We start from the raw sequence: 25,796 nt of genomic DNA, 5'->3' as shown, positions 1-25,796 counted from the left end.
TCATGCAACTGCGTCGCACCATCACGACGCTGCTGATTGTCTTGGTCGTCGTAATGACATGGTTTGGTCTAAAGACTGCGCTTGCGAACCAGACAGTGGATGTGAAGGTACTAATGCCGGCTCCATTCGCTGATGCGACGAAACCCCTTGTGGATCAGTTTAACCAAGAGCATAAGGGACATATCCGTCTCTCCGTGGTCAAAGGACCACTTGAGACAGAGGCAATCTCCGACCTTGCTATCAGCAGTTTGTTGTTGGGAAATCCACCATTCGATGCCTTATTAATGGATGTGACATGGGTCCCAAAATATGCCAAGGCTGGATGGTTGCTGCCATTGGATCAGTGGTTTGAAAAAGCGGAGTTTGACCAGCTGGCCAAAGGTGTACAACCAGGTAATGAATTCGAAGGTCGAATTGTCCGCTGGCCATTTGTCGCAAGTATGGGGCTTCTCTATTGGAGAACTGACCTTATGGATACACCACCACGAACACCAGATGAGTTAGTCAAAATCAGTAAGCAATTACAAGCAGAGCAAAGGGTGCCGTGGGGGTACGTCTGGCAAGGACGTCAATATGAAGGATTGAGCTGTGTCTTTCTGGAAATGATTCATGGCTTTGGAGGGATTTGGTATGCCCCATCCACAGCAACGATTGGACTGGATCAAGAACCAGGTCTGGCTGCAGCCAATTGGTTGACCAACCTGATCCAAGACGGCATTAGCCCACAAGCTGTCGCCAATTTTGCAGAGGCAGAAACGCTACAGAGTTTCAAGATGGGTGAAACAGCATTCATGAGGAACTGGCCGTACGCATGGGCTGAACTACAGAAGGAAGATAGTTCCGTGAGGGGGAAGGTGGCAGTGACGACGATGGTCGCGACAAGTGAAGAAAATTCTGCAGCCACTCTAGGAAGCTGGGGATTCTCGATTTTGAATGGTACAAAGCATGCGGATGAAACAGCAGCAGCCATTCGCTTTCTAACATCACAGTCAGCACAGCGAACCTTAGCCATGTCTCATGGCTATACCCCCACATCCACCGAACTGTTTAATGATCCCGAGTTATTGACTATTAATCCAATACTCCCTGAGTTATCAATTGCACTAAATCATGCAATTGCACGTCCAGAGACTCCTCTCTACGCACAGATAAGCGATGCTTTGCAGCGCAACCTGAACAGCTCCTTAACCGGTGAATCGCCCTCAAATTACAGCATGCAGGAGACAGAAAAATCAACCAAATATATTATTAAATCAGCAGGAGGGCGCACATGATTTTCTTTTTATTGCCAGCATTTATTGTCCTATTACTAGTTTATGGAGCTCCTATGCTCCATTATTTATGGATGAGTTTTTATGCCAACTCTGTACTAACTGGCATGATGCCTGAATTTAATGGTGGTGCTAATTGGCTGCGTATCGTATCAGATGGTCGTTTCTGGCAGGACGCTATACAAACAGGTCGATTTGCCATTGTCTCGGTCGGTGTTGAATTCATATTGGCGGTTGCAATTGCAATTTTGCTCGATCAGCGTTGGCGAGGTCGAGGCACGGTTCGTGCAGTGACGCTGATCCCCTGGGCATTGCCAACCACTGTGATGGCGCTTGGCTGGCGTTGGATCTTTAACTCACCGTATGGACCATTAAATCAGCTGACCGATCTTGTTGGAATTGAACCTCTGAATATCCTTTCCAATCCTTCGATTAGCTGGATCGCAACAGTGATTGGAGATGTCTGGAAAACAACTCCCTTCATGGCCTTGATCTTGCTAGCAGGATTGCAGTCTATTCCAAAGGATCTCTATGAAGTCTTTAAGTTAGAAGGAGGAGGCAATTGGTTGTGTCTACGCGACGTCACATTGCCGCTATTGCAACCGTATATAGCAATAGCTTTGGTTTTTAGATTAGCGCAGGCATTTGGGGTTTTTGATCTGATTCAAGTGATGACTGGTGGTGGCCCTGCAAGCAGTACGGAGAGCCTTTCATTATATGCCTATTTAAATGCCATGCGTTTCCTGGACTTTGGATACAGTGCCACACTTGTGGTAGCTAGTTTCGTCCTCCTTACATTAGTTTGCGCCATTGTCTGGATGATCGCTGGCCAATGGCAACAGATCAGTCAAAAATTCGGTAGATCATGAATCGATTCAGAAGTCTGTGGATCGCATTACTCTTAACCTGGTCTCTTGGACCACTGCTATGGCAGCTTTACACATCGTTCAGCAGTGACCAAGCATTATTAGAGCCATTGACTAGCCTAGATCATCGATGGACACTAACGCATTACCGATCTATTTTAAATGGCGATCCACCATTCATGAAATACTTAGTCAACAGTCTGATTGTCTCAGTATTCAGCACACTACTCACAATATTTTTGGCATTTCCGGCAGCTTACGCCATCAATAGAATAGGAAAGAATATAGCTCGTACCTTGTCAGCTGGACTTGTCCTTGTTGCACTATTCCCATTTGTACTTTTATTTTTGGCGCTTCTTGATTTTGCGAGAACATTCAATCTTGGTAATCATCTGCTGGCCTTATGTTTGCCTTACGCAGCGCTATCACAACCATTGGCCATCCTGATTCTTGCCGCAGCGATACGTGATCTTCCGAGTGAACTTGAAGACGCGGCAAGACTTGAAGGCTTTACCTTGTGGCAGCGTGTACGTTGGATTCTTCTTCCACTTTTGGGCCCAGCAATTACAAGCACCGGCATTTTGGTGTTTCTGTTCTGTTGGAACGAATATCCAATTGCACTAACCTGGATTAGTGATTCAGATCTCTTGACTTTACCTGTAGCGATTGCACGTATTGCCGGTTCATCTGTGTACTCAGTCCCCTATGGTGCCTATGCTGCAGCAACAGTACTTGCAGCCATACCCCTAATGATTCTTGTCATCATCTTCCAGAAATCAATTGTCAATGGTTTGACTTCAGGTGCCGTAAAATCATGACCCTAAGCTTAACTAACGTCAGCTTCAAGATTGGTGATCAAGAAATCATTCGTGATTTAAGTTTTACTGTTAAGCCAGGGGAATGCCTAGCACTTGTTGGCCCCAGTGGTTGCGGCAAAAGTACTACACTTCGATTAATTGCTGGTCTAGAACGACCAACATCAGGTTCGATTTACCTAGGTGAAGATAATGTCACGGATATTGCTCCAGACAAGAGACGAGTTGGCATGGTATTTCAGAGTTATGCGCTATACCCACACTTATCAGTGGCAGGCAATCTGGAATTGGGATTACGGATCAGAGGGATTGCAAAATCAGTTCGTATTCGAATGGTACAGGAGGTTATGCAAAGGGTTCAACTGAGTGATCGAGCATCCTTACGTCCGGCTCAACTCTCGGGGGGACAGCGACAACGCGTTGCTTTGGCTCGCGCTCTTCTTCGTGATCCTAAGGTTTATTTACTCGATGAACCGATGAGTAATCTTGACGCACAGCTGCGCGAAGAACTACGGCCTGAACTTAAGCATTTGATCTTGAAAGAGCAAAAACCAGTGGTTTATGTAACGCATGATCAACACGAAGCCATGGCTATGGCAGATCATATCGCAGTTCTTAGAGATGGACGGCTTGAGCAACTGGCATCACCGACAATGCTTTATCAGAAACCTGAAAGTCTTTTTGTTGCTCGTTTTATTGGTCGACCACAAATCAATTTGATCCCCAAGGGTGATGGAACAACGATCGGTATACGTCCGGAATGTCTTCGGCTTGATTCTGTTGGGCTTCCCTGTCGGCTTATAGAAAGGGAATGGCTTGGTTCACATCAGCTCTGGCTGCTCGACTCACAACATGGACATCTCCGCATTACACTTCCAGCCGACACTGTGCCAAAAGAGACGCTTCATGTGAGCTGGAATACATATGAGCAACATTGTTTCAATACTGATACTGGCAAACGACGTAGCTAGTTTTAGCTTGACGATGGTTTCACCATGCAAGCACCAGTTAGCGAACCTCTGGTGATCTGCGGGATGGGTTCTCTGGGCCAGTTGTGCCTCGAGAGGCTCCGTCCATTTGATGTTGATCTGATCTGTGTTGATTGCAAACCTCCAGCCTGGAGATCAGAGGAGTTAAAGGCCCAATATGAGGATCAGATGATCCTCGGGGATATGCGCCTGTCTTCAACGCTCAAGCGTGCACAGGTTGGCCGTGCTCGAAGCGTGCTTTTACTGAGTTCAGACAGCACGATCAACCTCGAGGCAGCTCTACATGTCAGGATTCTGAACACAAAGGCAATCATCGTTGTCCGATCTTCGAGCCAACAGGAATCCCTGAATGACCTTCTTGCAGCCAGAATTCCAAATCTGAGAGTTGTCGATCCACTCATGCTCAGTGCAAGTGCAATTGCCCAGTCACTGAGACCTGAGCAAGTTCCAGCTACATTTACACTTTTTAATCAACGAATCACACTTCAGCAACAAGATACACCTATCGATACTTCGTCCAAGTACTTATCACGATTATTAAAGCTGGGCATTTGTACGGATGAAGACCCGAATGATCAACTAGTACTTAGTCTCAACCATCTATCAAAAGCTTATGGCCGAGGCAAGGCCACGAGATCAGCGCGGCAGATAGTCCGAAGATTATCGGTCGTGATTCTCGACTGTTGCCGATATTTAGACTATAGAATCAGGAATCTTCAATCATGGGACCTATTATTCATAACCGCTCTTATACTTTTTATTTCAGGAATACCTTTTTTTTCCAATGGTCATAGCATTCAATCCGGATTTTTGATCACCCTTTCACTGTTAAAAGGAGAGCTTGTCGATCCAGTCAATGTATTGATTGACCATACTGGCCAAGGTATAACTTCCTTGTCACCATTTGCACTTATTTTCGCTGTAACTTATGCCATTTTAGGTACAATTCTAACTGGTGCAATTGTCGCCCTTATTCTCGATCAGTTGCTAAGTAGAAGACTGGGTCTCAGGGTGCGCCGTCGACTCAGCACTGGTTCGAGAAGTGTGATCTTGCTTGATGGAGGATCGCTTGCTGACTTGGTGAGTTCACAGCTTACAGCTGCGGGTATCGAGGTGCTAAGACTTTCCAGCCATGATGATATCCCAAATCTGTCGACTAGCCAGCTTCAACGATGGACTCGTCATACTCAATTTGTTGGTGCAGGATTGCTCTCATCAGACCTTCTGAAGAATTTACGTCTAGCCCTCGAATGGCAAATTGTTTTCGCCTCCACCAGGCTTGCAATTATTACGAAGGATCTTGATACTGGAGAGAGCCTTGAAGAGCTGCTGGGGGGCATCAACTTCATTTCTACACTTGATCTTGCAGCTGACGCATTTGTTGCTACTGCTTTTGGAGAACAAGTAGAGGAGGTAAGGCGAATTAATGGGCGCACAGTTTTGCTCGTTAAGTATCGAATTGACGAACATGATACGTTAGTTGGTTCAACCATTTCGCGTGTTCAAGAGGGGTTCGGAGTAACAGCTCTCGCATTACGTCGAAGCCATGAACGGCAAGCCAAGATCTTTCCTTCACTTGAATCAAGGCTCATTCAAGATTCTGAGCTATTCGTTCTAGCTGATCTGCGGGGGCTGCGTCGCATTGAACGTAATCAATGCGATCCACCTCGCTGGCGACTGAAGTATCAGGTTCAGTGTAGATCTGCTCAAAGTTTCGATACGCAGCAGGTCTTGGCACGTCATCTGGGAATGGCACCAGGTCAATTCGCCTCATCAATGGATGGATTCTGGCATTACACCCCTACGATTGATCGTGACTTAGCAAAGCAACTTCAACATGAACTACAGCGAATGGCTGTGCGCACAGAGCTTATCGAGACAAAGGGTTGACCCTGTGTTGCTCGCAACATCAGATCGAACCTCAATCGACTGAAATGGAATCAAGCGGATGACCAACTTGATCTGGATACTCTGGAATGCGCGGTCTGATGTCCTGCTCTGCATCATGCTGCAGACAACCTTCCTGCTTGGAGGTGTTCTTATCCGATCAGTCAGTACATCTTATGGATTGCAAACCCATGCTGCCCCGATTCTCCACGTACAGACTCATGATCGTTGATTGATCTCATGACTGAACAATCTTCAAGAAGTAGTGGCTATCTCGACAGTATTCCTGAACCGATTCCCCTCAGTGAACGGCCAGGTGAGTGGCCAACTCAGTTATTTGTCCATGGTGGTCGGGCTCCAGTGAGCTGCCGTGTTTTGTTGATTGAACAGGAAACAACCCAATGGATTAACGTTAATGATAGTGACGTCCTACAGCAGCTTAAAAACCTGAACGAACCCCTATGGATTCAGATTCGTGGATTGGCAGATCCAGAATTAATCAAATCCTACCTCGATGTTTTAGAAATTGAACAAAAATTTTGGCCATTGTTGCTAACAGCTCCGCAACAAGCACGAATTGATTCATTTCCCTCAGCCGTTCTAGGAGTTCTCCATCAGTTCTCTTTGGCCTCCAACCCCTCACATCTTATTAGTGAGCAGTTTACGATTCTTTTAGCCCACGGTTTTCTGATAACAATTCAGGAGAATCCGTTGCTAGAGTTCCGTGAGCTAGAGCACTGGATTCACTCTCTTAAGTCAACAGAAGATTATCTTGATCTTGACAATTTATTCCATTATTTAATTGACGAGATCCTGGACACGCATTTACCGATGCTTGAAAGCGTACGATCTTATCTTGATGAATTGGAGGAAGCCGCATTATTGAGACCAAAGCCCTCGGTTCTTAAGCGTGCATTCACACTGAAACGAAATCTTCGCAGGGCAAGAAGACAGTTGTGGCCCTTAAGAGATCATTTAATCTATCTGCTACGTAAAAGTCATCGACTGCTTGGACCTGGTGCTCGACAAGGCCTCCATGACATGGCTGACCATGTCAATATTTTGCTAGAGATCGGCGATCGAATTCTCCATCAGGCCGACGCCGTTAATGATGCTTATATGGCAAGCACTGGCAATCGCATGAATCAAATCATGAAGACATTGACAATTGTCAGCACAATATTCGCTCCATTAACGTTCATCGCTGGAATCTATGGCATGAATTTTGAAAATATGCCAGAGTTGAAATGGTCTTTTGGATATGCATACTCCCTTATTTTGATGAGTGGTATTGCTGCTTTCCAAGCTTATTTCCTTTGGCGCCGGGGATGGTTCCAAGACTGGACAGGCGGCCCTGACAGTCGATCTGATCGATAACGTCTACTTAACCCCAGTTCTTCATGGCGAGGTCAGAATAAGATTGACACACGTGGCAGTAATGGCCATCAACTCGAGAACTATCCCGCTCACTCTACTCAGCGGCTGCTCGTTCGCTCTTTGTATCTCTGCTTGGCCTTCCTCCGCGTCAGAGGTCATCGCGATTAAAGGGTCTAGCACCGTGTATCCAATTACGGCCCGTGCTATTAATCAATTTAAGCAAACTTCTCAGGGTCGCTCCGTTCAGTTTTCTCTGAAGGAAACAGGTTCATCAGCTGGATTTCGTGAGTTCTGTAATGGCAAGATACCAGTAGCCAATGCATCTCGACCAATCTCCAAGAAAGAGATTAATGCCTGCACGTCAAACAATATTCGGTTTATCGAGCTACCAATTGCTTTCGACGCAATTACCATAGCTGTCAACAAAAACAATAATTGGGTCAGCTCAATCACCACGAAAGAGCTCCAACGTCTTTGGAATAAGAAGGCATCTGGATCTGTGACCCGCTGGAATCAAGTCAATCACGACTTTCCTGACCGACCCATCAAGCTCTGTGGACCAGGAAAGGACTCAGGCACTTATGATATTTTCAATAAGGCCATTAATGGTTCATTAAAAAACTCTCGTTCGGACTACACCGCTAGCGAGAACGATAATGTGCTTGTGGATTGCGTTATCAATAATCAGAATGCGCTTGCTTATTTTGGATTTGGCTACTTTAAGAAAAATAGTCTAAAGCTGAAGGCTTTGAGAGTTGTCAACCCCAAGGGGAATCCTGTGGCCCCTTCAATTGCAAATGTACAAAAGGAGCTTTATCAACCTCTGTCGCGCCCTCTCTTTTTGTATGTTAACGATCGAATGCTCAACAACGACAAGAATCTCAGAAACTTTGTAGCCTTTTATCTTCGCTTTGCTGAGTCACTCGTGAAGGAAGCGAACTACATCCCTCTGCCCTCGCGAACTTATCGTCTTGTCGAATCAAAGCTGTATCGACACATTCTAGGGAGTTCTTTTTCTGGGACAATTCCCGTTGGCCTGACTATTGGTCAAGTGCTTGAGCAAAGCTTTGATCAACACAAAAAATCTGCTTATCGTTAATTTGTCCCAATACCATGTTTATGCAATTGGCTCCTCTGACAATTGGTGAGTTTAGCCACTCTTTAATCCAAGAGCAGTTGCATCGCATTGTATCTCTTCAAGTTAATGTAATCGAAGATCGTGATGTCGAGCCGTTGCACCAGCTTCGCGTCAGCTTAAGGAGACTTCGTTGTGTTCTCTTGCAATTTGAGCCTTTTCTTGACCTGCCGAGTGGTGTCACAGAGCGAAGAGTTTCTCGCCTATGTTCATCACTAGGACTCACCAGAGACCTTGATGTTCTCCAGGAGCTTGTTTCCGGTTCATTTTCAACGATGCTTGGTGTTAAAACTGATGATGAGCTTGATGCCCTGAAGAAGGCTATTGGTCGTGAGCGTAAACGAGCTGCCACCGATATGAAACAGTTTTTACGAAGTTCTACCTATCTTAAATTTATCTCACGTCTTCAGGGCTGGATTCGCAAACCCAAATACCGGCATTCCGCATCTCAGCCTATTGACAACTGGGTCGACGAATTGATTACCCCTTATCTATCTGCCCTATGGTTGCATCCTGGCTGGTATCTCGATCCGATCAACGACTCGGTCGAGCTCCATTCATTACGAAGTAAGATTAGGCGTACTCGCTATATGCTTGATAATATTAAGTCTCGATGCAGATCAGACTTGGATATTCATCTTCGTCAATTCAGAAGACTGCAAGAACTTCTTGGACAGCTTCATGATCTCCATGTTTTTGATCAGTTGATTAATGAAGCAAGAATTAGAATCTCTGACAAGCAAAGGAAACACGTCCTTCACGCTAGCCATCAACAACAAGAGAAGATTGTCAGCCTTTGGACTGTCCATAGTCGGCGTCTCTTGAGATTATCGACGCGACGCGTACTCAGTCGACGCATTTCAGTTCATCCAACATAAGATCTGCATGAACGCGTGACCTCGACTGAATATTCAGGATTTTCGAAGGATCTGCTGGCCGGTCAAGTTGTTCTAACCATGCCAGTAAACATTGATCAACAGTTAGTTGATTTCCGAGATCAAGGCAAGATGCCGTTACCATTGATGCCGCTGCCTTGACTTTGGGATCATAGCTAAGGGCCGAGCAAGGTGCTCCGGCCAATTGTGCCAAAATCAGAGCATGTAGACGCATTGGAATCACTAATCTTGCCTTCGAAAAAACATCCAAGGCCTGATCGATTGTTTGGCATGTTGAATAAGTTGAAGCATCTTTCAAAGGCTTCGTGAAGGCATCCAGTGTCTGAAGTTTTTCTGGAAGCAGACGATCTTGTTCTGCATGAAATGCCAACCAATGAATATTCACTCCTGACCGACTTTGCAGTCGACTCAAAGCTGTGATTAAGACAGTCCATCCTTGATCATCGAGGCGTTTTGTCGGCCTCCAACAAACGACAACATCCCCTCCCCCTATCCATTGCCGCCCTGGGTGGCACCAAACAGGATCTGGACCCCAGACCATTGGAACCGATCGTTGCCAGCGACAAGCCTGTTGATAGGACACCAGATCTCGCCAGCTGATTGCTGTGGTCAAAGGTAAAACCATTTGAACCAGCCATCGGCTAACGACTCGGTTCAGGGGGCCTAATCCTTGGCCCCAAAGCAGCACCTTCGTGTTGCACACGCGGCTGATCACGATCAGCGTCAGGTAGTAGAGGAGGCTACGGAAGCTCGTGCTGTCCTGGAGGAGGCTTCCTCCCCCGAGGATCAACACATCACTCGTCGCAACCGCTTTGAGAACGGAGCGAAGGGAACGACGTTGAACCGTCTTGCTACGAGGCACCAGTTCTGAAACGAGCCTTTGGTCGTAGGCCGTGATCAGCAGTCGACAGCTTGTAGGAATCTGACACACAAGGACCTGAAGTAAGGCGTCATCGCCGAGATTGTGCTCCCCGTAGTAGCCGCATAGCAGAACGCGCCTTGCGCCTTTGCCGGCTGTCGCCATGGCGGATGTTCGGAACCCAGCCATTATCGGCTCTCGATAGGTTCTAGGTTGAGTTTGTGTCGCGCTCCTTATGCACGCTCTCTCCCTCGGAACCTGGTGGATCCACTGGACCTCGGTTCTGGAGTGGATCCTTGCGATTGTCTTGCTCCATCGCCTTGCTCGTCTTGAGACGGCACCGCGCCTGAATGGCCTTGCGCTCGCCATGACTCCTGCGTTAGTGAGTGCGATGGCGGCCTGTAGCTGGCATCTCACCGACAACAGCGAGCTCTTTCGTCCACTGGTGCTGCTTCAGGCCCTCTTCACCCTGGTAGGCAATTGCTGCATGGCGTTAGCGGCCTGGAATCTGCAAAGAACGAGCCGTGCCTGATTCCCTGTTGCGCCTGACGACTCTGGATCCGGCTCCTCTCTTTGCTGCGTCCCTGATTCCTTATCTGCTCTTCCTGTGGTTCGCGGGACGAACGCCCCTGATTCCGAAACTCAGCAGGCTCGGCTTTCAGCTCACCATTCTTTTTGTACTGGTCACCATCCTTGCCGCACTCTGGGCTTTGATTCGGTTCGATTCAGAACTGGTGCAGATTGACTGGCTGCACGGTGGCGCCGAGGCCTTTCTGACCTTGAGCAATGGACTGATCCTGGCCGGCCTCCTCCAACGCCATGCTGATCTCAAGAGAACTCCCAGCGGTGAATAACTCTTACGAGGTCGAGACGGATCCCCTCGAAAAGCGGAGGATGAAGCGTCGCATCACGATCTGCATGATCACTTCGCTTCTGGCCATTGCTCCCGCCACGGTTTCCTGGACGCCGAAGGTGGCCCTCGTGATGGTGGTGTGCAATGTCATCGCCATTGGCATCGGCAAGGCCACCATCAAATACCCGAGTGAGGGGGCCAAACTCCCCAACCCAGCGTTCTTCGGCGGCATGGGTCACGCTGCTCTTCTGGCAACCACAAGCCTTGGGCACATCATTGGCATCGGCGCCATTCAGGGGCTTGCTGCCCGTGGCGTGCTCTGAACAGCTGTCACCATCTCTGAAACTCTGAAGACCGGTCTGCCAAGACCGGTCTTTTTTTTACCCCTGCACAAGCGCCGTCGGTGTCCGGTCAAGGGATGACGCAGAAACGAGATTTGGGAAATGCTCGGTAATGCGATCGGCCATCTGCTGTGGAGTGAGCCCAAGAGCTTCAAAACTCTGTTGTGGTGTGGCGTGATCAACAAGGCAATCCGGAATCCCAAGTCTGTAGAGAGGGATCAAAATTCCACTGTCGTTGAGCGATTCCAGTACGGCAGCCCCAAAACCGCCTGCCAGTGCCCCTTCCTCCATGGTGACGACACGGCCAATCCGCTGCGCCAGTGGATGGATGAGTTGCTCATCCAGAGGGCGAAGGAAGCGTGCATTGATGACAGTGGCCTCAGTTCCTCTCGTTGCTAGAAGATCTGCCGTCGCTATTGCCCTGCTCACCATTGAGCCGTAGGCCACGATCAAGAGGTCATCACCTTGACGAAGTACCTCACCGCAACCGATGGCGAGGGGCTCCCAGCCCTCTTCCATCAAGGGGACGCCTTCACCCGGGCCCCGTGGGATCCGTAAGGCGGTTGGTCCGTCATGTTGCAGACAGGTGACGAGCATGCGTTGAAGCTCCGCCTCATCACAGGGGGCCATCACTGTGAAGTTGGGAATGGCCCGGAAGTAACTGATGTCGTATTGACCCTGATGGGTTGGCCCATCAGCACCGACGATGCCAGCGCGATCCAGCACAAAAGTGACGGGGAGCTTCTGAATGCCCACATCGTGAATGAGCTGGTCGTAGGCCCTTTGAAGGAACGTGCTGTAGATCGCCACCACAGGCCTGAGTCCTTCGCAAGCCATGCCGGCTGCGAGGGTGACGGCATGCTGTTCAGCGATGCCGACGTCGATGTACTGCTCAGGAATCGCCTTCTGAAGGAGATCCAAACCTGTACCGGTGGCCATCGCAGCCGTGATTCCAACGACCCGACCGTTCTGCTCACAGAGTTTGACGAGGGTCTGACCGAAAACCTTGCTGTAGCTGGGGGGCTTGGGTGTTTTGCTGGGACGTGCCTTCCCAGTGGACAGATCAAAAGCGGACTGTGCGTGATAGCCGACCTGATCGGCCTCCGCATAGGGATAGCCCTTGCCCTTTGTCGTGATCACATGGACCAGGACAGGACCACCAACACGGTGTGCCGCCTGGAACGTGCGCGTCATCTCGGCCATGTCATGGCCATCAATGGGCCCCATGTAAGTGAAGCCGAGCTCCTCAAAAACAGCCCCAACCTTTGGTACGGCCAGTCGCCGCATACTGCCTTTCAGGCGATTCAGCTCGGCCGGCAATTCTCCGCCCATGAAGGGGAGATGTTTCATGCTCTCCTCAACGGAACCAGAGAGGAATTGCATGGGCGGGCTCAGGCGCATGCGGTTGAGGTAACTGGAGAGAGCCCCAACCGGTGGTGAAATCGACATGTCGTTGTCATTCAGCACCACCAAGAAGGGGGTCTGCGGAAGATGTCCGGCATGGTTGATCGCTTCAAGGGCCATGCCCCCTGTCAGCGCTCCATCGCCAATCACCGCGACGCATTTGAAGCTTTCTCCGCGACGATCCCTCGCGATTGCCATGCCGAGGGCAGCAGAGATCGAGGTGCTGGCGTGTCCAGCACCAAAGTGGTCGAAGTTGCTTTCGCAACGTTTCAGGTAACCGGCCACTCCACCCTGCTGACGAAGGGTATGGAAGTCGACGTAGCGACCCGTGATCAATTTGTGGGGATAGGCCTGATGGCCTACATCCCAGACCACCCGATCGTGATCAAGGTCGAGGGTTTGGTACAGGGCCAGGGTGAGCTCAACAACCCCAAGACCCGGGCCCAGGTGACCACCGCTATTGGATACAACCTCAAGATGCCGCTCTCGAATCTGCCTTGCCACATCCTCAAGCTCAGCCGTGGACAGGCCATGCAGCTGATTCGGATGGGTCAATTGGCTCAGTTGCATGCCCGTCCCGCGGCCGATTGATGCAATCTACGGTTCCTCTTGCGGATGCGGCGGTTGCGAGACTGGAGGAATGGATCACTATCTCCCCCGCATCCTGCGAGCCCGTGTCTATGACGTGGCCCGAGAAACCCCTCTGGAACCAGCAGCCAATCTGAGCCAGAGACTGGGGAACAGCATCTGGCTGAAGCGAGAGGACCTCCAACCAGTCTTTTCGTTCAAGTTGCGGGGTGCTTACAACCGCATGGTCCAACTTGATCAGGACGAGCTGGAGCGTGGTGTCATTGCCTCAAGCGCTGGCAACCATGCCCAGGGAGTGGCCCTAAGCGCCCAAACCCTGGGCTGCAGGGCCGTCATCGTGATGCCGGTGACCACTCCAGATGTGAAGGTGCAAGCCGTGCGACGGCGCGGTGCGGAGGTCGTGCTGCACGGCGAGACCTATGACGAGGCCTATGCCGAAGCCCTAAGACGCAGTGAGGCCGAAGGGCTCTGCTTCATCCATCCATTTGATGACCCTGACGTGATTGCTGGTCAGGGCACGATTGGGATGGAAATCCTCCGGCAGCTGACCTCGCCCCCCGATGTGATCTACGTCGCCGTTGGAGGTGGTGGCCTTATCGCGGGGATCGCTGCCTATGTCAAGAGTCTTTGGCCAGGGGTGGAGATCATTGGAGTCGAACCCCATGACGCGGCTGCTATGACGCTGTCCCTGGAGTCTGGAGAACGGATCCGTCTTCCTCAAGTGGGGCTGTTTGCCGATGGTGTCGCTGTGAGGGAAGTCGGAGAGCACACGTTTGCAATCGCGCAGCAATGCGTCGACGCCATGGTGACCGTCAGCACGGATGAAATTTGTGCGGCGATCAAGGACGTCTTTGAGGACACGCGATCCATCCTTGAGCCGGCAGGAGCCCTGGCCATCGCAGGAATGAAATCCGATGTCGCTCGACGGGGTCTCAAGGATCGGCGTCTTGTCGCGGTGGCTTGTGGGGCGAACATGAATTTCGACCGATTGCGCTTCGTTGCCGAACGCGCCGAACTCGGTGAAGAGAGGGAGGCCATGCTGGCCGTTCAAATTCCCGAGCAAGCCGGAAGTCTCCGCAATCTCTGCGAATTGCTCGCATCACGAAGCCTCACGGAGTTCAGCTACCGGATGGGAGATGGCTCGCAGGCTCAGATCTTCATGGGCGTTCAGGTCCGAGACCAGGCTGATCGCGACGATCTGATCAACCACCTGCTGCGTCACGGGTACGGATGTCAAGACCTCAGTGACGATGAACTGGCGAAGGTCCATCTGCGTCACATGGTTGGCGGACGATTGCCCGTCAAAGCTCTTCAGGAATCAGGTCGGAATTGCAGCGAGTTGCTCTACCGCTTTGAGTTTCCAGAGCGCCCAGGCGCTCTGATGCGCTTTGTCAGCGCCTTGCATCCCGAGTGGACGATCAGCATCTTTCACTACAGAAACCACGGGGCTGACGTTGGCCGGATCGTTGTCGGCGTGCTGGTTCCAGAGAACGATCGAGACGATTGGAACCACTTCCTTCGGGATCTTGGGTATCCAAGCTGGGAAGAAACCGGAAACCCTGCTTACCGCCTGTTCCTCGGGCCCCGGCAAGACCCTGGCTGATCAGATTTGAGGGGGTACCTTGGGCTGTGGTCCAAAGGGGTGCCCGGATGGCCGATCTGCTTGAGATCTCTCTCCCCGCCAAGCTTGAGGCCATCCTCTACCTGAAGGGGCGGCCCGTGGGCCTCGCGGAGCTGGCCAAGCATGCAGAAGCAACAGAACGTCAGGTGCAGGAGGCGATGCTCACACTGATCGCTGCCTACGCCCAGCGGGACACAGCGCTTGAAATCACGAGCCATGGCGGCCGATACGGCCTGCAACTCAGGACGGGACTCGGAGAACTCGTGCGCGACATGTTGCCTGTTGACCTCTCCACCGCGACTCTGAGAACGCTGGCCACCATTGCGCTCAAAAAGCGCATCCTCCAGTCGGAACTCGTCGAGCTGCGAGGCTCAGGCGCCTACGACCACATCAAGGAACTGCTTCAGCAGAACTTTGTTGAGCGACAACGTCACAGCGAAGGACGTTCGTATTGGTTAAGCCTGACCGAAAAATTCCACCGCACGTTCTCCGTGCTGCCCACCACAGGCCCAATCGCCGCCGAGACCGACGAGGCTGCATAGAGTCTGTGCAGACCGGCTTCCCTCGATGGCTTACGACATCATTTCCAGCCTCCTGCAGATTCTTGCCCAAACACTGCAGATCTATTCGTTGGTGTTGATCGTGAGGGTGTTGCTGAGCTGGTTCCCAAATTTGGACTGGGGCAATCCCGTGCTGAGCACGGTCAGCTCCATCACCGATCCTTATCTGAATGCCTTCCGCGGCTTGATCCCACCCCTCGGAGGACTGGATCTCTCCGCGATCATCGCCTTCATCGCCCTGAGCCTCATGGAACAGCTGCTCACTTCGGCAAGCTTCGCGTTTGCAGGTGCCGTCAGTTTTTAACGTCGATCGCCACTGCCTCCGAGCATTCCGCGCTGGGCTCGGCTGGAGAGCTTCTCAAGGTTCGCGGCAGCCACTGATTCAAGGCTGAGGTCCAGCTCCGAGGCCAGCTGTGCGACATACCAGAGCACATCTCCGAGCTCAAGCTTGAGATCCTCTCGAATTTGCTCGTCAAAGCAGCCATCGGCATCTCTCAGCACCTTCTTGACCTTGTCAGCGACTTCTCCGGCTTCTCCTGCAAGTCCCAAGGTCGGATAGATCGGGTTTTGACCGACATCCGGATAGCGGGCGGTTGTTCTCGCAGCCTGCTGATAGCCATTCAGATCCATGGTCAAAGCGCCGGAAAAGAGTCCTCTGAATCCCTTTTGTAGGGGGGAGGTCAAGTCTGGAGGGTAGATTCCGCGATGTTTCCGGCCCCCTTTGATGGCCCAGATCGATCTGAATCGCCGTACCAAGATCGTGGCCACCATCGGGCCCGCCACCGAGTCGCCTGAGCGGATCCGTGAGCTGATTCAGGCTGGCGCAACCACCTTCCGCCTGAATTTCTCCCACGGAGACCACAGCGAGCATGCTGTGCGGATTGCCACCATCCGTCAGGTGGCCAGTGAATTGGGACTGCACATCGGCATCCTTCAGGATCTGCAGGGGCCCAAAATTCGATTGGGTCGCTTTGCCGACGGTCCGATCACCCTCGCCAAGGGAGACAGCTTCGCCCTGACCTCGCGCTCTGTGAGCTGTGACCAGTCGATCGCGACCGTCACCTACGACAAGCTTGCCGAGGAAGTCACCAGCGGCAGTCGCATTCTTCTCGACGACGGGCGTGTCGAGATGAAGGTCGAGCGCGTGGACCTCGACAATCAAACCCTGCACTGTCAGGTGACCGTTGGGGGAGTTCTCTCCAATAACAAAGGGGTGAACTTTCCAGATGTTCAGTTGTCAGTTCGGGCTCTGACCGACAAAGACCGCACCGACTTGGCATTCGGACTCCAGCAGGGGGTCGACTGGGTGGCCCTCAGCTTCGTGCGTAATCCCTCCGACATGCTGGAGATTCGCGAACTGATCCGCCAGCAAGGTCACAGCACCCCTGTTGTCGCGAAGATCGAAAAGTTTGAAGCGATCGATCAGATCGATTCAATCCTGCCCCTCTGTGATGGGGTCATGGTTGCCAGGGGAGACCTCGGGGTTGAGATGCCCGCTGAAGAGGTCCCTCTTCTCCAGAAAGAGCTGATCCAGAAGGCCAACAGCCTTGGAATCCCCATCATCACGGCCACCCAGATGCTGGACTCCATGGCAGCCAGTCCAAGGCCCACTCGCGCGGAGGTGAGCGATGTGGCCAACGCCATCCTTGATGGCACCGATGCGGTCATGCTCTCCAATGAAACCGCCGTCGGTGACTATCCGGTTGAAGCTGTTGAAACGATGGCAACGATCGCGAGGCGGATCGAGAGGGACTATCCCCAGCGCCGGATCGAAAGCCATCTGCCCAGCACCATTCCGAATGCGATTAGCAGCGCAGTGAGCACCATCGCCAGCCAGCTCAATGCAGCGGCAATCCTGCCCCTCACAAAGAGTGGCGCGACAGCTCACAACGTCAGCAAATTCAGGCCTGCAGCGCCAATTCTTGCCATCACCAGTGAAGTGACGGTGGCTCGGAAGCTGCAACTGGTCTGGGGGGTCACTCCACTGCTGATCGCGCAGCAAAACAGCACCTCTGGAACCTTCACCACCGCGATGGGCGCAGCACAGGACCTTGGACTCCTGAAGGAGGGAGACCTGGTGGTTCAGACCGCTGGAACCCTCGCAGGCGTTGCTGGATCCACCGATCTCGTCAAGGTCGGCATCGTGAGTGCCGTGCTCGGTCGCGGCACAGGGGTGGGGCAAGGGACGGTCAGTGGCCGGGTCAGGCTCGTCCAATGTCCTGGTGACGCCTGCAAAATCGAAAAAGGCGAGATCCTTGTGGTGCGTGACACCAGTGCCGACGATCTGGATGCCATCCGAGAGGCTGCTGCAGTGATCACCGAGGAACCGGTTGAATCGGCCCATGCGGCTGTGATCGCCCAACGTCTCGGCACTCCCCTGATCGCCGGCGTTGCCAACGCGACACGCCACTTACTCGAGGGCGAAGTGGTGACACTTCAGATCCGCGACGGATTGGTGCACCGCGGCACTAGCGTCAACACCGCAATCTGAGGCACAGATGGCCCCCAAGCTGCCCATCGGTGAAACGGTGGGCATGGCCCTCAAGACGCTGAGGGCCAATCGCCTGCGCAGCCTTCTGACGATGCTCGGCATCATCATTGGCAATGCGTCTGTGATCAGCTTGGTGGGCGTGGGCCGCGGAGCCCAGAACCTGGCTGAAGACCAACTGAGCAACCTTGGTGCGAACGTGCTGTTCGTCGTTCCTGGCAACAACGACACCCGCCGTCAGGGAGTTGCCTTCCCACGCACCCTCGTGCTTGAGGATGCCGAAGCCATTGCCAGCCAGGTGCCCAGCGTCTTGCGGGTGGCCCCCCAGATCACCAGCAGTGAGGTGATCCAAAGTGGGCCCCGTAGTGCCACCAGCTCCATCTCCGGGGTGACCCCCGAGTTTCTTGCAGTGCGCAGCTTTGAAGTGGCTCGCGGAAGGTTTCTCAGTGAGCAAGACGAGAAGGGGGCGCGCAGTGTCGCTGTGATCGGTCCTGATCTCAAGGACAAACTGTTCCCGACCGGGCAGGCAATCGGTCGCAGCCTCCGGATTCGCAACCAGAGCTTTGAAGTCATCGGGGTGATGGCCCCCAAAGGCGCTGTGTTTGGCAGCAATCAAGACGAAAACGCTTACATCCCCCTGACGACGATGGTGAGTCGCCTGACTGGAAGGGATCCCACCTACGGCGTCAGCCTCAGCTTCATCAGCGTGGAGGCTCGGGATGAAGCGAGCACCGGCCCTGCGAAATTCCAGATCACCAACCTGCTGCGTCAGAGGCATCGCATCCTGCGGGAGGACGATTTCGCGGTGCGTTCTCAGAAAGACGCGCTCACAATCGTGAGCACCATCACCGGGGGCCTCACGCTGATGTTGGGTGCCATTGGGGGGGTGTCCCTGCTGGTGGGTGGCATCGGCATCATGAACATCATGTTGGTCTCCGTCAGTGAGCGCACTGAGGAAATCGGGCTTCGGAAGGCCCTTGGAGCCCGAAGTTCCGATGTGTTGGTGCAGTTTCTGGTGGAGTCCCTCGTTCTGGCCAGCCTTGGCGGTCTCATCGGTACGGCAGTCGGCCTCGGGAGCGTTGCTGCAGTTGCAGCGATCACCCCACTTCCGGCGAGCATTGGCGCAGGCACGGTGCTGCTGACGGTGTCACTCTCCGGATCAATCGGACTGTTCTTTGGAGTGGTTCCAGCCCGACGTGCAGCACGTTTAGACCCAATCGTGGCCTTACGCAGCCTTTGAATCCAGCACTCAAGCAACCAGGACTCTTAAAGTCTCCTGACTGAGATTCTTTTCATGAATCAGCGTTGGCGCCAGATTGCTCTCTGGGTTCTCCCCGTCGTTGTCGCCCTTGTGCTGGCGTGGCAGGTAATCGGAACTGGCGGTCTCCAGGCGCTGCGTCCCGGTGGTCCGACTGAAGCTCCTCGCAATACGGCTGTCGCTCGCATGAGCTATGGCCGTTTTCTCGATTATGTGGAATCGGGGCGAGTGACAGCGGTCGACATCTACGACGGTGGTCGCAATGCGGTGGTTGAAGCCGTGGACCCGGATCTGGACAATCGCGTACAACGCCTGCGAGTGGACCTCCCCGGCTTGGCTCCAGAGCTCATCAACACCCTGAAGCAAGAAGGCATCAGCTTCGACATTCACCCCCCCCGCTCAGCGCCACCAGCCCTTGGGATTCTTGGCAATCTCCTGTTCCCATTGCTTCTGATCGGCTCTCTCATCTTCTTGGCTCGCCGATCCAACGGCATGCCCGGCGGCCCAGGTCAGGCGATGCAGTTCGGCAAAACGAAGGCCCGTTTCGCTATGGAGGCTGAGACGGGTGTGAAATTCGACGATGTGGCCGGCGTTGCCGAGGCCAAGCAAGACCTTCAGGAAGTGGTCACTTTCCTGAAACAACCAGAACGCTTCACCTCCGTTGGAGCACAAATCCCTAAAGGCGTCTTGCTCGTCGGCCCACCCGGTACCGGCAAGACCCTTTTGGCGAAGGCCATCGCTGGTGAAGCAGGAGTTCCGTTCTTCTCCCTGTCCGGATCCGAATTCGTCGAAATGTTTGTGGGTGTCGGCGCCAGCCGAGTGCGTGATCTCTTCAAACGTGCCAAGGAAAACAGCCCCTGTTTGATCTTTATCGATGAAATCGATGCGGTGGGTCGTCAGCGTGGAGCTGGTATCGGTGGTGGAAACGATGAGCGAGAGCAGACCCTCAACCAGTTGCTGACCGAGATGGACGGCTTCGAGGGCAACAGCGGCATCATCATTATCGCCGCCACAAACCGTCCTGACGTCCTCGATTCCGCCTTGATGCGCCCCGGCCGCTTTGACCGTCAGGTCACTGTGGATGCACCAGACATCAAGGGACGCCTTTCAATCCTTGAGGTTCACTCTCGCAACAAGAAACTCGATAGCGATCTCTCGCTCGACAGCATTGCCCGGCGTACGCCTGGTTTCACGGGTGCTGACCTGGCCAATCTCCTTAACGAAGCGGCGATCCTCACAGCCCGCAGACGCAAGGACGCCATCGGCCTGGCCGAAATCGATGATGCCGTCGATCGGATCATCGCTGGGATGGAGGGTCAGCCCCTCACCGATGGACGAAGCAAGCGTCTGATTGCCTACCACGAAGTGGGGCATGCTCTCGTGGGAACGCTGATCAAAGACCACGACCCTGTTCAGAAGGTGACCTTGATCCCCCGGGGACAAGCTCAAGGCCTGACCTGGTTCTCTCCTGACGAGGAACAGATGCTGGTGTCGAGGGCGCAACTGAAGGCAAGGATCATGGGCGCTTTGGGTGGCCGTGCCGCCGAGGATGTGGTCTTCGGCCATGAAGAAGTCACGACCGGTGCCGGTGGTGACATTCAACAGGTGGCTTCCATGGCCCGGCAGATGGTGACCCGCTTTGGCATGAGTGATCTCGGTCCCATGTCGCTTGAGGGCGGCAGCCAGGAGGTGTTCCTCGGCCGCGATCTCATGACCCGCAGTGATGTCTCTGATGCGATCTCCAAACAGATCGACGAGCAAGTGCGTGCCATGGTGAAACGTCTCTACGAGGAGACGGTCAGCTTGGTGAGCTCCCATCGATCCCTGATGGATCAATTGGTCGAACGTCTGATCGAACTCGAGACCATGGACGGCGATGAGTTCCGCACTTTGGTATCAGAGACAACCACCATCCCTGAGAAGGAGCGCTTTTCACCAGTCCTTAACCCCTGAGGCTCGCCCGAGTCCTCTTTCGCCACTAGCTTGAAGGAGATAATCTGTTGATTGGATGAACGACGAGGGAATACGCTCTCCTTTGGAGAGCCACTCAAGCTTTCGAGGTGACAATTGGTCACCTGAGCGCCTTGTCTTCCATCAGAATCTTGAGCAATTTGCCGAACGGGTTGGCTTAATCGTTGGCCTTCAGGCCAACGGCAAGATCGACCAAGAAACTGCTTTTGATGAGATCAAGGCTCTTTGGGGCGAACTAAAAGAGAGCAAAAAAGGGCTGATCAAATAATCAGCCCCTTTTGATTCTTCAGACAGGATGAACCGGTCTGCGATCAATCACTGAATCAATGAGACCGTAGGTAACGGCTTCTTGGGGCGACATAAAGAAATCCCTGTCGGTGTCAACTTGAATCTTGTCCAGGGGTTGTCCGCTGCGTTCGGAGAGTTCCCGGTTGAGTTTGTCTTTGAGAAAGAGAATCTCATCCGCCTGGATTCTGATGTCACTGGCCTGACCACGAGCACCGCCGAGAGGCTGGTGAATCATGATGCGGGAATGCTGCAGACTGCTGCGTTTGCCCTTCGTGCCTGCGCAGAGAAGAAACGCACCCATGCTGGCGGCCAGACCAACGCAGACGGTGTGCACGTCGGGTTTGATGTGCTGCATCGTGTCAAAGATGCCAAGCCCGTCATAGACGGAACCACCAGGGGAATTGATATAGAGATAGATGTCCTTTTCTGGGTCCTCAGCTTCCAGAAACAGCAGCTGAGCCACGATTCGATTGGCCGACTCACTGGTCACTGCCTCACCGAGAAAGATGATTCGCTCACGCAGTAATCGAGAGTAAATATCAAAAGCCCTTTCACCCCGGCCCGACTCTTCAATCACGATCGGGATCATGCTGCTCATCCTTCAAGTGCACCGATCCTAACGGCGGCTTCAGCAACGCTATGGTCGTGCCACATCATTTGTGCCGAGCATTGGCCGAGCATCTGACGATCGCTGACAGCAAGCGGGCGTTCCACGCTGCATTCCCCCATGTGATCCCTCCCCTCTATCGGCGCACTGCCGATGAGCTGCTGGTGGAGCTGCATCTGCTCAGCCATCAAAAGCATTTTCAGGTCGATGCCTTCTTCGCAGTCGGCCTGCGCCAGGTGTTCGAGGCGTTCACCAGGGGATACCGCCCAGACGGTCAACTCGCTGACCTGTTCAAGGCCCTTTGCTCAAGCACCGGTTTTGATGCCGAAGCGATCCAACGGCTCGCATCCGAAAGTCAAGCGGCTGTCGCAGGTCACTCTCTGGAGGATGTCCGCGCATGGTTAGAAACAAAGGGAGAAGGGGCACCAGCACCGCTCGCTGAGGGGCTGCGTCGTGCATCAGGAAGCAGCTTTCACTATTCGCGACTCATGGCCGTGGGTGTGTTCAGCCTTCTGAGTGCAGCACAGGGTGAATCATCAGCTGACCCCGAACTGCTTCGAAAGCTGGCTCACGAAGTCAGTGGTGCGATTGGGCTGTCGCAAGAGAGGGTGGACAAGGACCTCAGCCTCTACACCAGCAATCTCGAAAGGATGGCCCAGGCTGTAGAGCTGATGGAAGAAACACTGCTGGCCGAGCGACGTAAACGCGAGCGTCAAGAGCGGGATACAGCCAACAAGGAGCCCAAGGACTGAGACAGACCCTTCCTCCAGGACAGTGCCAAGGATTTCAAGGCTGCTCCCCAAGCTGTAGTTCGCCTTGGCACGCAAACCAATCAGCGTCAGCAAGATCACGGCTGAATGGCCGCAGCCTCGTCACCAAGCTGCTGGCCAGGGTGAGAGCGGGGGGCCAACGGCCAGCCAGCAGCTGCTTGCTTCTCAGCAGTGATGGTCGTGCTTGGACAACCAGTTCGACGGCCTTGTCGTCGGCCATGACGAGGGATGCCGGCGCAAGCGCTGGTTGGGTGGCCACACCAAGACTGAATTGCCCTTGCTTGTTCAACCAACGCCAGCCACCAACGACAGCCCCGTCTCGTAACGGATCACGGAACAGCATCCCGGGCCCCGGGAGGGTTGATGCGTTGAGCCCTCGATCCAGCAGGCGTGTTCGGATGGCTGCCAAGCTCTCGCCCCAGCGGGCTTGACCTCCCGCAAGGCGGGTCTGGATCAAGAGCGCCGCTTGAAATGGGCCCCCTCCAAGCGAGCGCAATTGGAGCTCAAAGGGTTGTGTCGCGAGAATCCTGCGCAGATCAGACTTGAGCTTGAAGTCTGCTTCCAGTGGTTCCTGGATGATCCTGCGTGAGAGGAGAGCACCCAGCAGATCACCCAAGGCGCGACCACGGATGGTCAGCAGCTCATTCGAGGCGATTGGATCTTGGCCCTCCGTTGCCGGCAATGGCTGGGCCACGCCTGCGGGTGCCGCTTCCAATGGCCTTCGGCCAACGATTCCCTGCCAGGACAGCGTGGATCCGTTCAACTCAAGATTGAGACAGCCATAGCGAGCCACCTGAAGCAAAGGGGCCAATGGTCCACTCAGCGATGCCAGACCATCAGGAGACCAGGCAACACCAGGATCCGTGGCCAACCGATCCAGGCACATCGAAGCCAAACCTCCGGGTACCGCCCGGGCTGGCGACGCCTGGAGCCGTTGCTGAATCTGTTGCCGATGCAGCGGGTCAGCACCCGCGAGCAAAAGTCCATCCAAGCTGGTGAGTGTCAGCCCCTCACGCTCATTCGCTGGCAATAAGCGAGCTGGAATCACGAGATAGGGCTGACCATCTGCTGCCCAGACCTGCCACCAAAGCCCCGAACCCTGCTTTTTCCAGAGCGATTCAGAGCGACGTAAACCAAATCTCTGGGCCCAGATGGAGGGCACTGGCCTTGAGGGATTCCCACGAAATGCCTGGACCAACTGCATGGATCCCAACAATCGGGCCATGCCACGCCGCTGGGACAGGGGCTGATCAGCACTGGTGCCGGAGAGCAGGATTCCGGCAGCTCCGGCGAAGCCGATCAGCATCAATGCTCCACCGGTGATGGGATGACGAACGAGGAGGTCCCTCAGCTTTTGCCAGACGCGGTTCGCCGCCTTCCTCGGTCGCGCCATTCGATTGTGGAGAGGTAGATGACTGACCCTGTGACGAAGACCAGCAGGAGAGCAGCCGTTAGGGCTAAAGCCTGGCCTAGCCCTGGATTGCTCACAACTTCAGACACCTCAGAAGTTGATGGAGCCGTCGCCGTTGCGGCCCCAGACAACCATGGCAATGGAGAAACTGAACATCGCGGCCAGGGAAGCCCAGGCGAAGGTGAACAGCATCGGGATCAGGCGAGTGCACTGAGTTTAACTAGCCTGCTGACCGATCCTGTCCACGACGTGCAAGTTGTCTCATGAACGTCACATCGCCTGGAACGACCAGCATCCTGGAGCGATTGAGCAGGGAAGCGCCCTACCCAAACGCCAGGGTGATTGTGCTCGACGATGACGTGAACACCTTTCAGCACGTTGTGGACTGCCTTTGCCGAATCATTCCTGGGATGGGAAGTGATCGGGCCTGGACGCTGGCTCACCGCATCGACAGCAGTGGATCTGCCGAGGTGTGGAGTGGCCCCTTGGAGCAGGCTGAGCTCTATCACCAACAGCTAACCGCAGAAGGATTGACGATGGCACCAATCGAAAGACTCTGAGGTGTTTGTGATGTCGCCAGCATTTAGAAAGGGTTTCAAGATTTTCATCATCGTCTTGATGTTTATCTTGACGGTCATTCTTCTCCAGCGCCATGGGCTTGAGCCGCTACAGGAAGCTGTTAAAGAGATGGGCTTCTGGGCTCCATTGGGTCTCTTTCTTTTACGTGGTATTAGCATCATTCTTCCAGCTTTACCAAGTTCCATTTATTCGCTCCTAGCCGGTTCACTACTTGGCTTTAAAGCTGGCTATCTAACCATTGTATTGTCAGACCTCGTTTTCTGCAGTGCAGCATTCTTTATGGCCCGCCACTGGGGAAGGGGACCAGTGAGCCGACTTGTTGGCCACAAGGCAATGCAAAGAATTGATGGCTTTAGCAAGAACCAGTTAGAGGGGAATTTCTTCCTAATGACAGGCTTACTGATGACGGGCCTTTTTGATTTCCTCAGTTACGCCATAGGAATCAGCCGCACCCATTGGCTGATCTTCGCTCCAGCTCTTGTCATCAGTGTGTTGGTGAGTGACTCAATCCTGGTTGCCGTCGGTGCAGGCGTGACCCAAGGGGCTGGTGTGATGCTGTTTCTCGCCCTGTTAGCCATGTTTGCTCTTGCCGTGCTCACAGGACTGATCAAAAAGCGGTCGGCGACTTGTGGCAATCCTTAGGCACGGGATGGACCGAGCGAGAGGCGACAGTGGCAGGCTCATCGGTCAGCCTTGAAGAATCAACAGCCTTGAAGAATCAACAGCCCTATCAGGCCGCGGGTTGTCGTGTGGAGCGCGTCAACCTCAACAAGACCGTGGTACGCAGCCGTGACGTTTCAGCGTCAAGGACGTAACGCATGACCCGTCCCGGTGAGAAGGCAAGCCCTCGAACCTCAAGCCCGTGAAGCTCGGTCGTCAGCACACGCACTTCCGCACCGAAACGCTTGCCCAGCGGTCCGGTCACCTGATCACGAAGAGCATCCACTGACTTGAGCATCAGG

28 protein-coding genes are annotated in these 25,796 nt (G+C 53.5%); 21 read left to right on the top strand and 7 right to left on the bottom strand.

The annotated features are described in order from the left end of the window. Positions 1-2: 2 nt before the first annotated feature. From CWE16_RS05455 to CWE16_RS05420, 8 genes are all read left to right on the top strand, one after another. Positions 3-1,274 carry an ABC transporter substrate-binding protein gene (locus tag CWE16_RS05455; RefSeq protein WP_131593611.1) on the top strand — a complete coding sequence of 424 codons (1,272 nt, stop codon included), beginning with the start codon at positions 3-5 and terminating at the stop codon, positions 1,272-1,274. Further along, positions 1,271-2,140 (top strand): carbohydrate ABC transporter permease, encoded by an 870-nt coding sequence (locus CWE16_RS05450; protein WP_131593609.1) that lies wholly within the window; start codon positions 1,271-1,273, stop codon positions 2,138-2,140. Before CWE16_RS05455 ends, CWE16_RS05450 begins: the two co-directional genes overlap by 4 nt. Next, on the top strand, positions 2,137-2,955 hold the full coding sequence (locus CWE16_RS05445) for a carbohydrate ABC transporter permease (RefSeq protein WP_131593607.1): 819 nt from the start codon (positions 2,137-2,139) through the stop codon (positions 2,953-2,955). Before CWE16_RS05450 ends, CWE16_RS05445 begins: the two co-directional genes overlap by 4 nt. After that, positions 2,952-3,923 carry an ABC transporter ATP-binding protein gene (locus CWE16_RS05440; protein ID WP_131593605.1) on the top strand — a complete coding sequence of 324 codons (972 nt, stop codon included), beginning with the start codon at positions 2,952-2,954 and terminating at the stop codon, positions 3,921-3,923. Before CWE16_RS05445 ends, CWE16_RS05440 begins: the two co-directional genes overlap by 4 nt. A 63-nt stretch (positions 3,924-3,986) precedes the next feature. Next, the gene (locus tag CWE16_RS05435; protein WP_161567571.1) at positions 3,987-5,831 is read left to right on the top strand and encodes an NAD-binding protein; all 1,845 of its coding nucleotides are present in this window, start codon (positions 3,987-3,989) and stop codon (positions 5,829-5,831) included. Positions 5,832-6,068: 237 nt separating this feature from the next. Next, entirely contained in the window at positions 6,069-7,205 is a 1,137-nt protein-coding gene (corA, locus tag CWE16_RS05430) for a magnesium/cobalt transporter CorA (protein WP_131593602.1), read from the top strand. Further along, positions 7,120-8,304, top strand: coding sequence for a PstS family phosphate ABC transporter substrate-binding protein (locus CWE16_RS05425; RefSeq protein WP_236629593.1), 1,185 nt, complete (start codon positions 7,120-7,122; stop codon positions 8,302-8,304). Before corA ends, CWE16_RS05425 begins: the two co-directional genes overlap by 86 nt. A 14-nt stretch (positions 8,305-8,318) precedes the next feature. After that, a complete protein-coding gene (locus CWE16_RS05420; protein WP_131593598.1) occupies positions 8,319-9,218 on the top strand; it encodes a CHAD domain-containing protein in 900 nt (299 codons plus the stop codon). Here CWE16_RS05420 and csaB read toward each other — a convergent pair. Further along, positions 9,187-10,260 (bottom strand): polysaccharide pyruvyl transferase CsaB, encoded by a 1,074-nt coding sequence (gene csaB / locus CWE16_RS05415; protein ID WP_131593596.1) that lies wholly within the window; start codon positions 10,258-10,260, stop codon positions 9,187-9,189. The genes CWE16_RS05420 and csaB overlap by 32 nt on opposite strands. Before the next feature lie 70 nt (positions 10,261-10,330). Here csaB and CWE16_RS05410 point away from each other — a divergent pair, with 70 nt between their 5' ends. The 3 genes from CWE16_RS05410 (at position 10,331) to psaK (ending at position 11,271) form a co-directional block, all read left to right on the top strand. After that, positions 10,331-10,627 (top strand): DUF2499 domain-containing protein, encoded by a 297-nt coding sequence (locus CWE16_RS05410; RefSeq protein WP_131593594.1) that lies wholly within the window; start codon positions 10,331-10,333, stop codon positions 10,625-10,627. Further along, a complete protein-coding gene (locus CWE16_RS05405) occupies positions 10,620-10,949 on the top strand; it encodes a DUF3593 domain-containing protein (protein WP_236629592.1) in 330 nt (109 codons plus the stop codon). The genes CWE16_RS05410 and CWE16_RS05405 overlap by 8 nt, the downstream gene beginning before the upstream one ends. 64 nt (positions 10,950-11,013) lie before the next feature. Next, entirely contained in the window at positions 11,014-11,271 is a 258-nt protein-coding gene (psaK, locus tag CWE16_RS05400) for a photosystem I reaction center subunit PsaK (RefSeq protein WP_131455322.1), read from the top strand. Between the two features lie 57 nt (positions 11,272-11,328). On the opposite strand, the gene dxs is transcribed toward psaK, so the two are convergent. Continuing rightward, positions 11,329-13,263 carry a 1-deoxy-D-xylulose-5-phosphate synthase gene (gene dxs, locus CWE16_RS05395; RefSeq protein WP_131593592.1) on the bottom strand — a complete coding sequence of 645 codons (1,935 nt, stop codon included), beginning with the start codon at positions 13,261-13,263 and terminating at the stop codon, positions 11,329-11,331. Between the two features lie 70 nt (positions 13,264-13,333). Here dxs and ilvA point away from each other — a divergent pair, with 70 nt between their 5' ends. Genes ilvA through CWE16_RS05380 form a run of 3 tightly spaced genes read left to right on the top strand, consistent with a single transcriptional unit; the run spans position 13,334 to position 15,766 of the window. After that, positions 13,334-14,884: a threonine ammonia-lyase, biosynthetic gene (gene ilvA, locus CWE16_RS05390; protein WP_131593590.1), complete on the top strand. Its 1,551-nt coding sequence runs from the start codon at positions 13,334-13,336 to the stop codon at positions 14,882-14,884. Positions 14,885-14,931: 47 nt separating this feature from the next. Continuing rightward, positions 14,932-15,444 carry an SMC-Scp complex subunit ScpB gene (scpB, locus tag CWE16_RS05385; protein WP_131593588.1) on the top strand — a complete coding sequence of 171 codons (513 nt, stop codon included), beginning with the start codon at positions 14,932-14,934 and terminating at the stop codon, positions 15,442-15,444. Positions 15,445-15,469: 25 nt separating this feature from the next. Next, complete coding sequence (locus CWE16_RS05380) at positions 15,470-15,766, top strand: YggT family protein (protein ID WP_131455326.1); 297 nt, start codon at positions 15,470-15,472, stop codon at positions 15,764-15,766. On the opposite strand, the gene CWE16_RS05375 is transcribed toward CWE16_RS05380, so the two are convergent. Then, positions 15,763-16,092 carry a nucleoside triphosphate pyrophosphohydrolase family protein gene (locus tag CWE16_RS05375; RefSeq protein ID WP_131594092.1) on the bottom strand — a complete coding sequence of 110 codons (330 nt, stop codon included), beginning with the start codon at positions 16,090-16,092 and terminating at the stop codon, positions 15,763-15,765. The genes CWE16_RS05380 and CWE16_RS05375 overlap by 4 nt on opposite strands. A 94-nt stretch (positions 16,093-16,186) precedes the next feature. On the opposite strand from CWE16_RS05375, the gene pyk reads away from it, so the two are divergent. The 4 genes from pyk to CWE16_RS05355 are packed head-to-tail and all read left to right on the top strand — an operon-like array spanning position 16,187 to position 21,447. Further along, positions 16,187-17,953: a pyruvate kinase gene (gene pyk / locus CWE16_RS05370; RefSeq protein ID WP_131593586.1), complete on the top strand. Its 1,767-nt coding sequence runs from the start codon at positions 16,187-16,189 to the stop codon at positions 17,951-17,953. Positions 17,954-17,960: 7 nt separating this feature from the next. Next, the gene (locus CWE16_RS05365) at positions 17,961-19,190 is read left to right on the top strand and encodes an ABC transporter permease (protein WP_131593584.1); all 1,230 of its coding nucleotides are present in this window, start codon (positions 17,961-17,963) and stop codon (positions 19,188-19,190) included. 54 nt (positions 19,191-19,244) lie between these two features. Continuing rightward, complete coding sequence (gene ftsH, locus CWE16_RS05360) at positions 19,245-21,161, top strand: ATP-dependent zinc metalloprotease FtsH (RefSeq protein WP_131593582.1); 1,917 nt, start codon at positions 19,245-19,247, stop codon at positions 21,159-21,161. 55 nt (positions 21,162-21,216) lie between these two features. Then, complete coding sequence (locus CWE16_RS05355) at positions 21,217-21,447, top strand: DUF7219 family protein (RefSeq protein WP_131593580.1); 231 nt, start codon at positions 21,217-21,219, stop codon at positions 21,445-21,447. 18 nt (positions 21,448-21,465) lie between these two features. On the opposite strand, the gene clpP is transcribed toward CWE16_RS05355, so the two are convergent. Then, the gene (gene clpP, locus CWE16_RS05350; protein ID WP_131455576.1) at positions 21,466-22,056 is read right to left on the bottom strand and encodes an ATP-dependent Clp endopeptidase proteolytic subunit ClpP; all 591 of its coding nucleotides are present in this window, start codon (positions 22,054-22,056) and stop codon (positions 21,466-21,468) included. A gap of 80 nt (positions 22,057-22,136) precedes the next feature. Here clpP and psb29 point away from each other — a divergent pair, with 80 nt between their 5' ends. Beyond that, the gene (gene psb29 / locus CWE16_RS05345) at positions 22,137-22,826 is read left to right on the top strand and encodes a photosystem II biogenesis protein Psp29 (protein ID WP_131593578.1); all 690 of its coding nucleotides are present in this window, start codon (positions 22,137-22,139) and stop codon (positions 22,824-22,826) included. A 34-nt stretch (positions 22,827-22,860) separates the two neighbouring features. Here psb29 and CWE16_RS05340 read toward each other — a convergent pair whose 3' ends face one another. Together CWE16_RS05340 and petN are read right to left on the bottom strand one after the other, a co-directional pair. After that, on the bottom strand, positions 22,861-24,237 hold the full coding sequence (locus CWE16_RS05340) for a hypothetical protein (RefSeq protein ID WP_153188430.1): 1,377 nt from the start codon (positions 24,235-24,237) through the stop codon (positions 22,861-22,863). 108 nt (positions 24,238-24,345) lie between these two features. Continuing rightward, positions 24,346-24,447, bottom strand: a complete 102-nt coding sequence (gene petN, locus CWE16_RS05335) for a cytochrome b6-f complex subunit PetN (RefSeq protein WP_131455333.1) — start codon at positions 24,445-24,447, stop codon at positions 24,346-24,348. Positions 24,448-24,518: 71 nt separating this feature from the next. Between petN and clpS the strand changes: the two genes are divergently transcribed. After that, complete coding sequence (gene clpS / locus CWE16_RS05330; protein WP_131593574.1) at positions 24,519-24,815, top strand: ATP-dependent Clp protease adapter ClpS; 297 nt, start codon at positions 24,519-24,521, stop codon at positions 24,813-24,815. Between the two features lie 10 nt (positions 24,816-24,825). Further along, positions 24,826-25,476, top strand: a complete 651-nt coding sequence (locus tag CWE16_RS05325; protein WP_131593572.1) for a TVP38/TMEM64 family protein — start codon at positions 24,826-24,828, stop codon at positions 25,474-25,476. 88 nt (positions 25,477-25,564) lie between these two features. Here the strand turns inward: CWE16_RS05325 and CWE16_RS05320 are convergent, their stop codons facing one another. Next, positions 25,565-25,792, bottom strand: a complete 228-nt coding sequence (locus CWE16_RS05320; protein ID WP_131455335.1) for a hypothetical protein — start codon at positions 25,790-25,792, stop codon at positions 25,565-25,567. Between the last annotated feature and the right edge of the window lie 4 nt (positions 25,793-25,796).

It is taken from the genome of Synechococcus sp. BS55D, from assembly GCF_004332415.1.
Lineage (GTDB): Bacteria > Cyanobacteriota > Cyanobacteriia > PCC-6307 > Cyanobiaceae > Synechococcus_C.
Note: the sequence above shows the minus strand (reverse complement) of the source record. Positions and strands in the feature narration are given on the sequence as shown.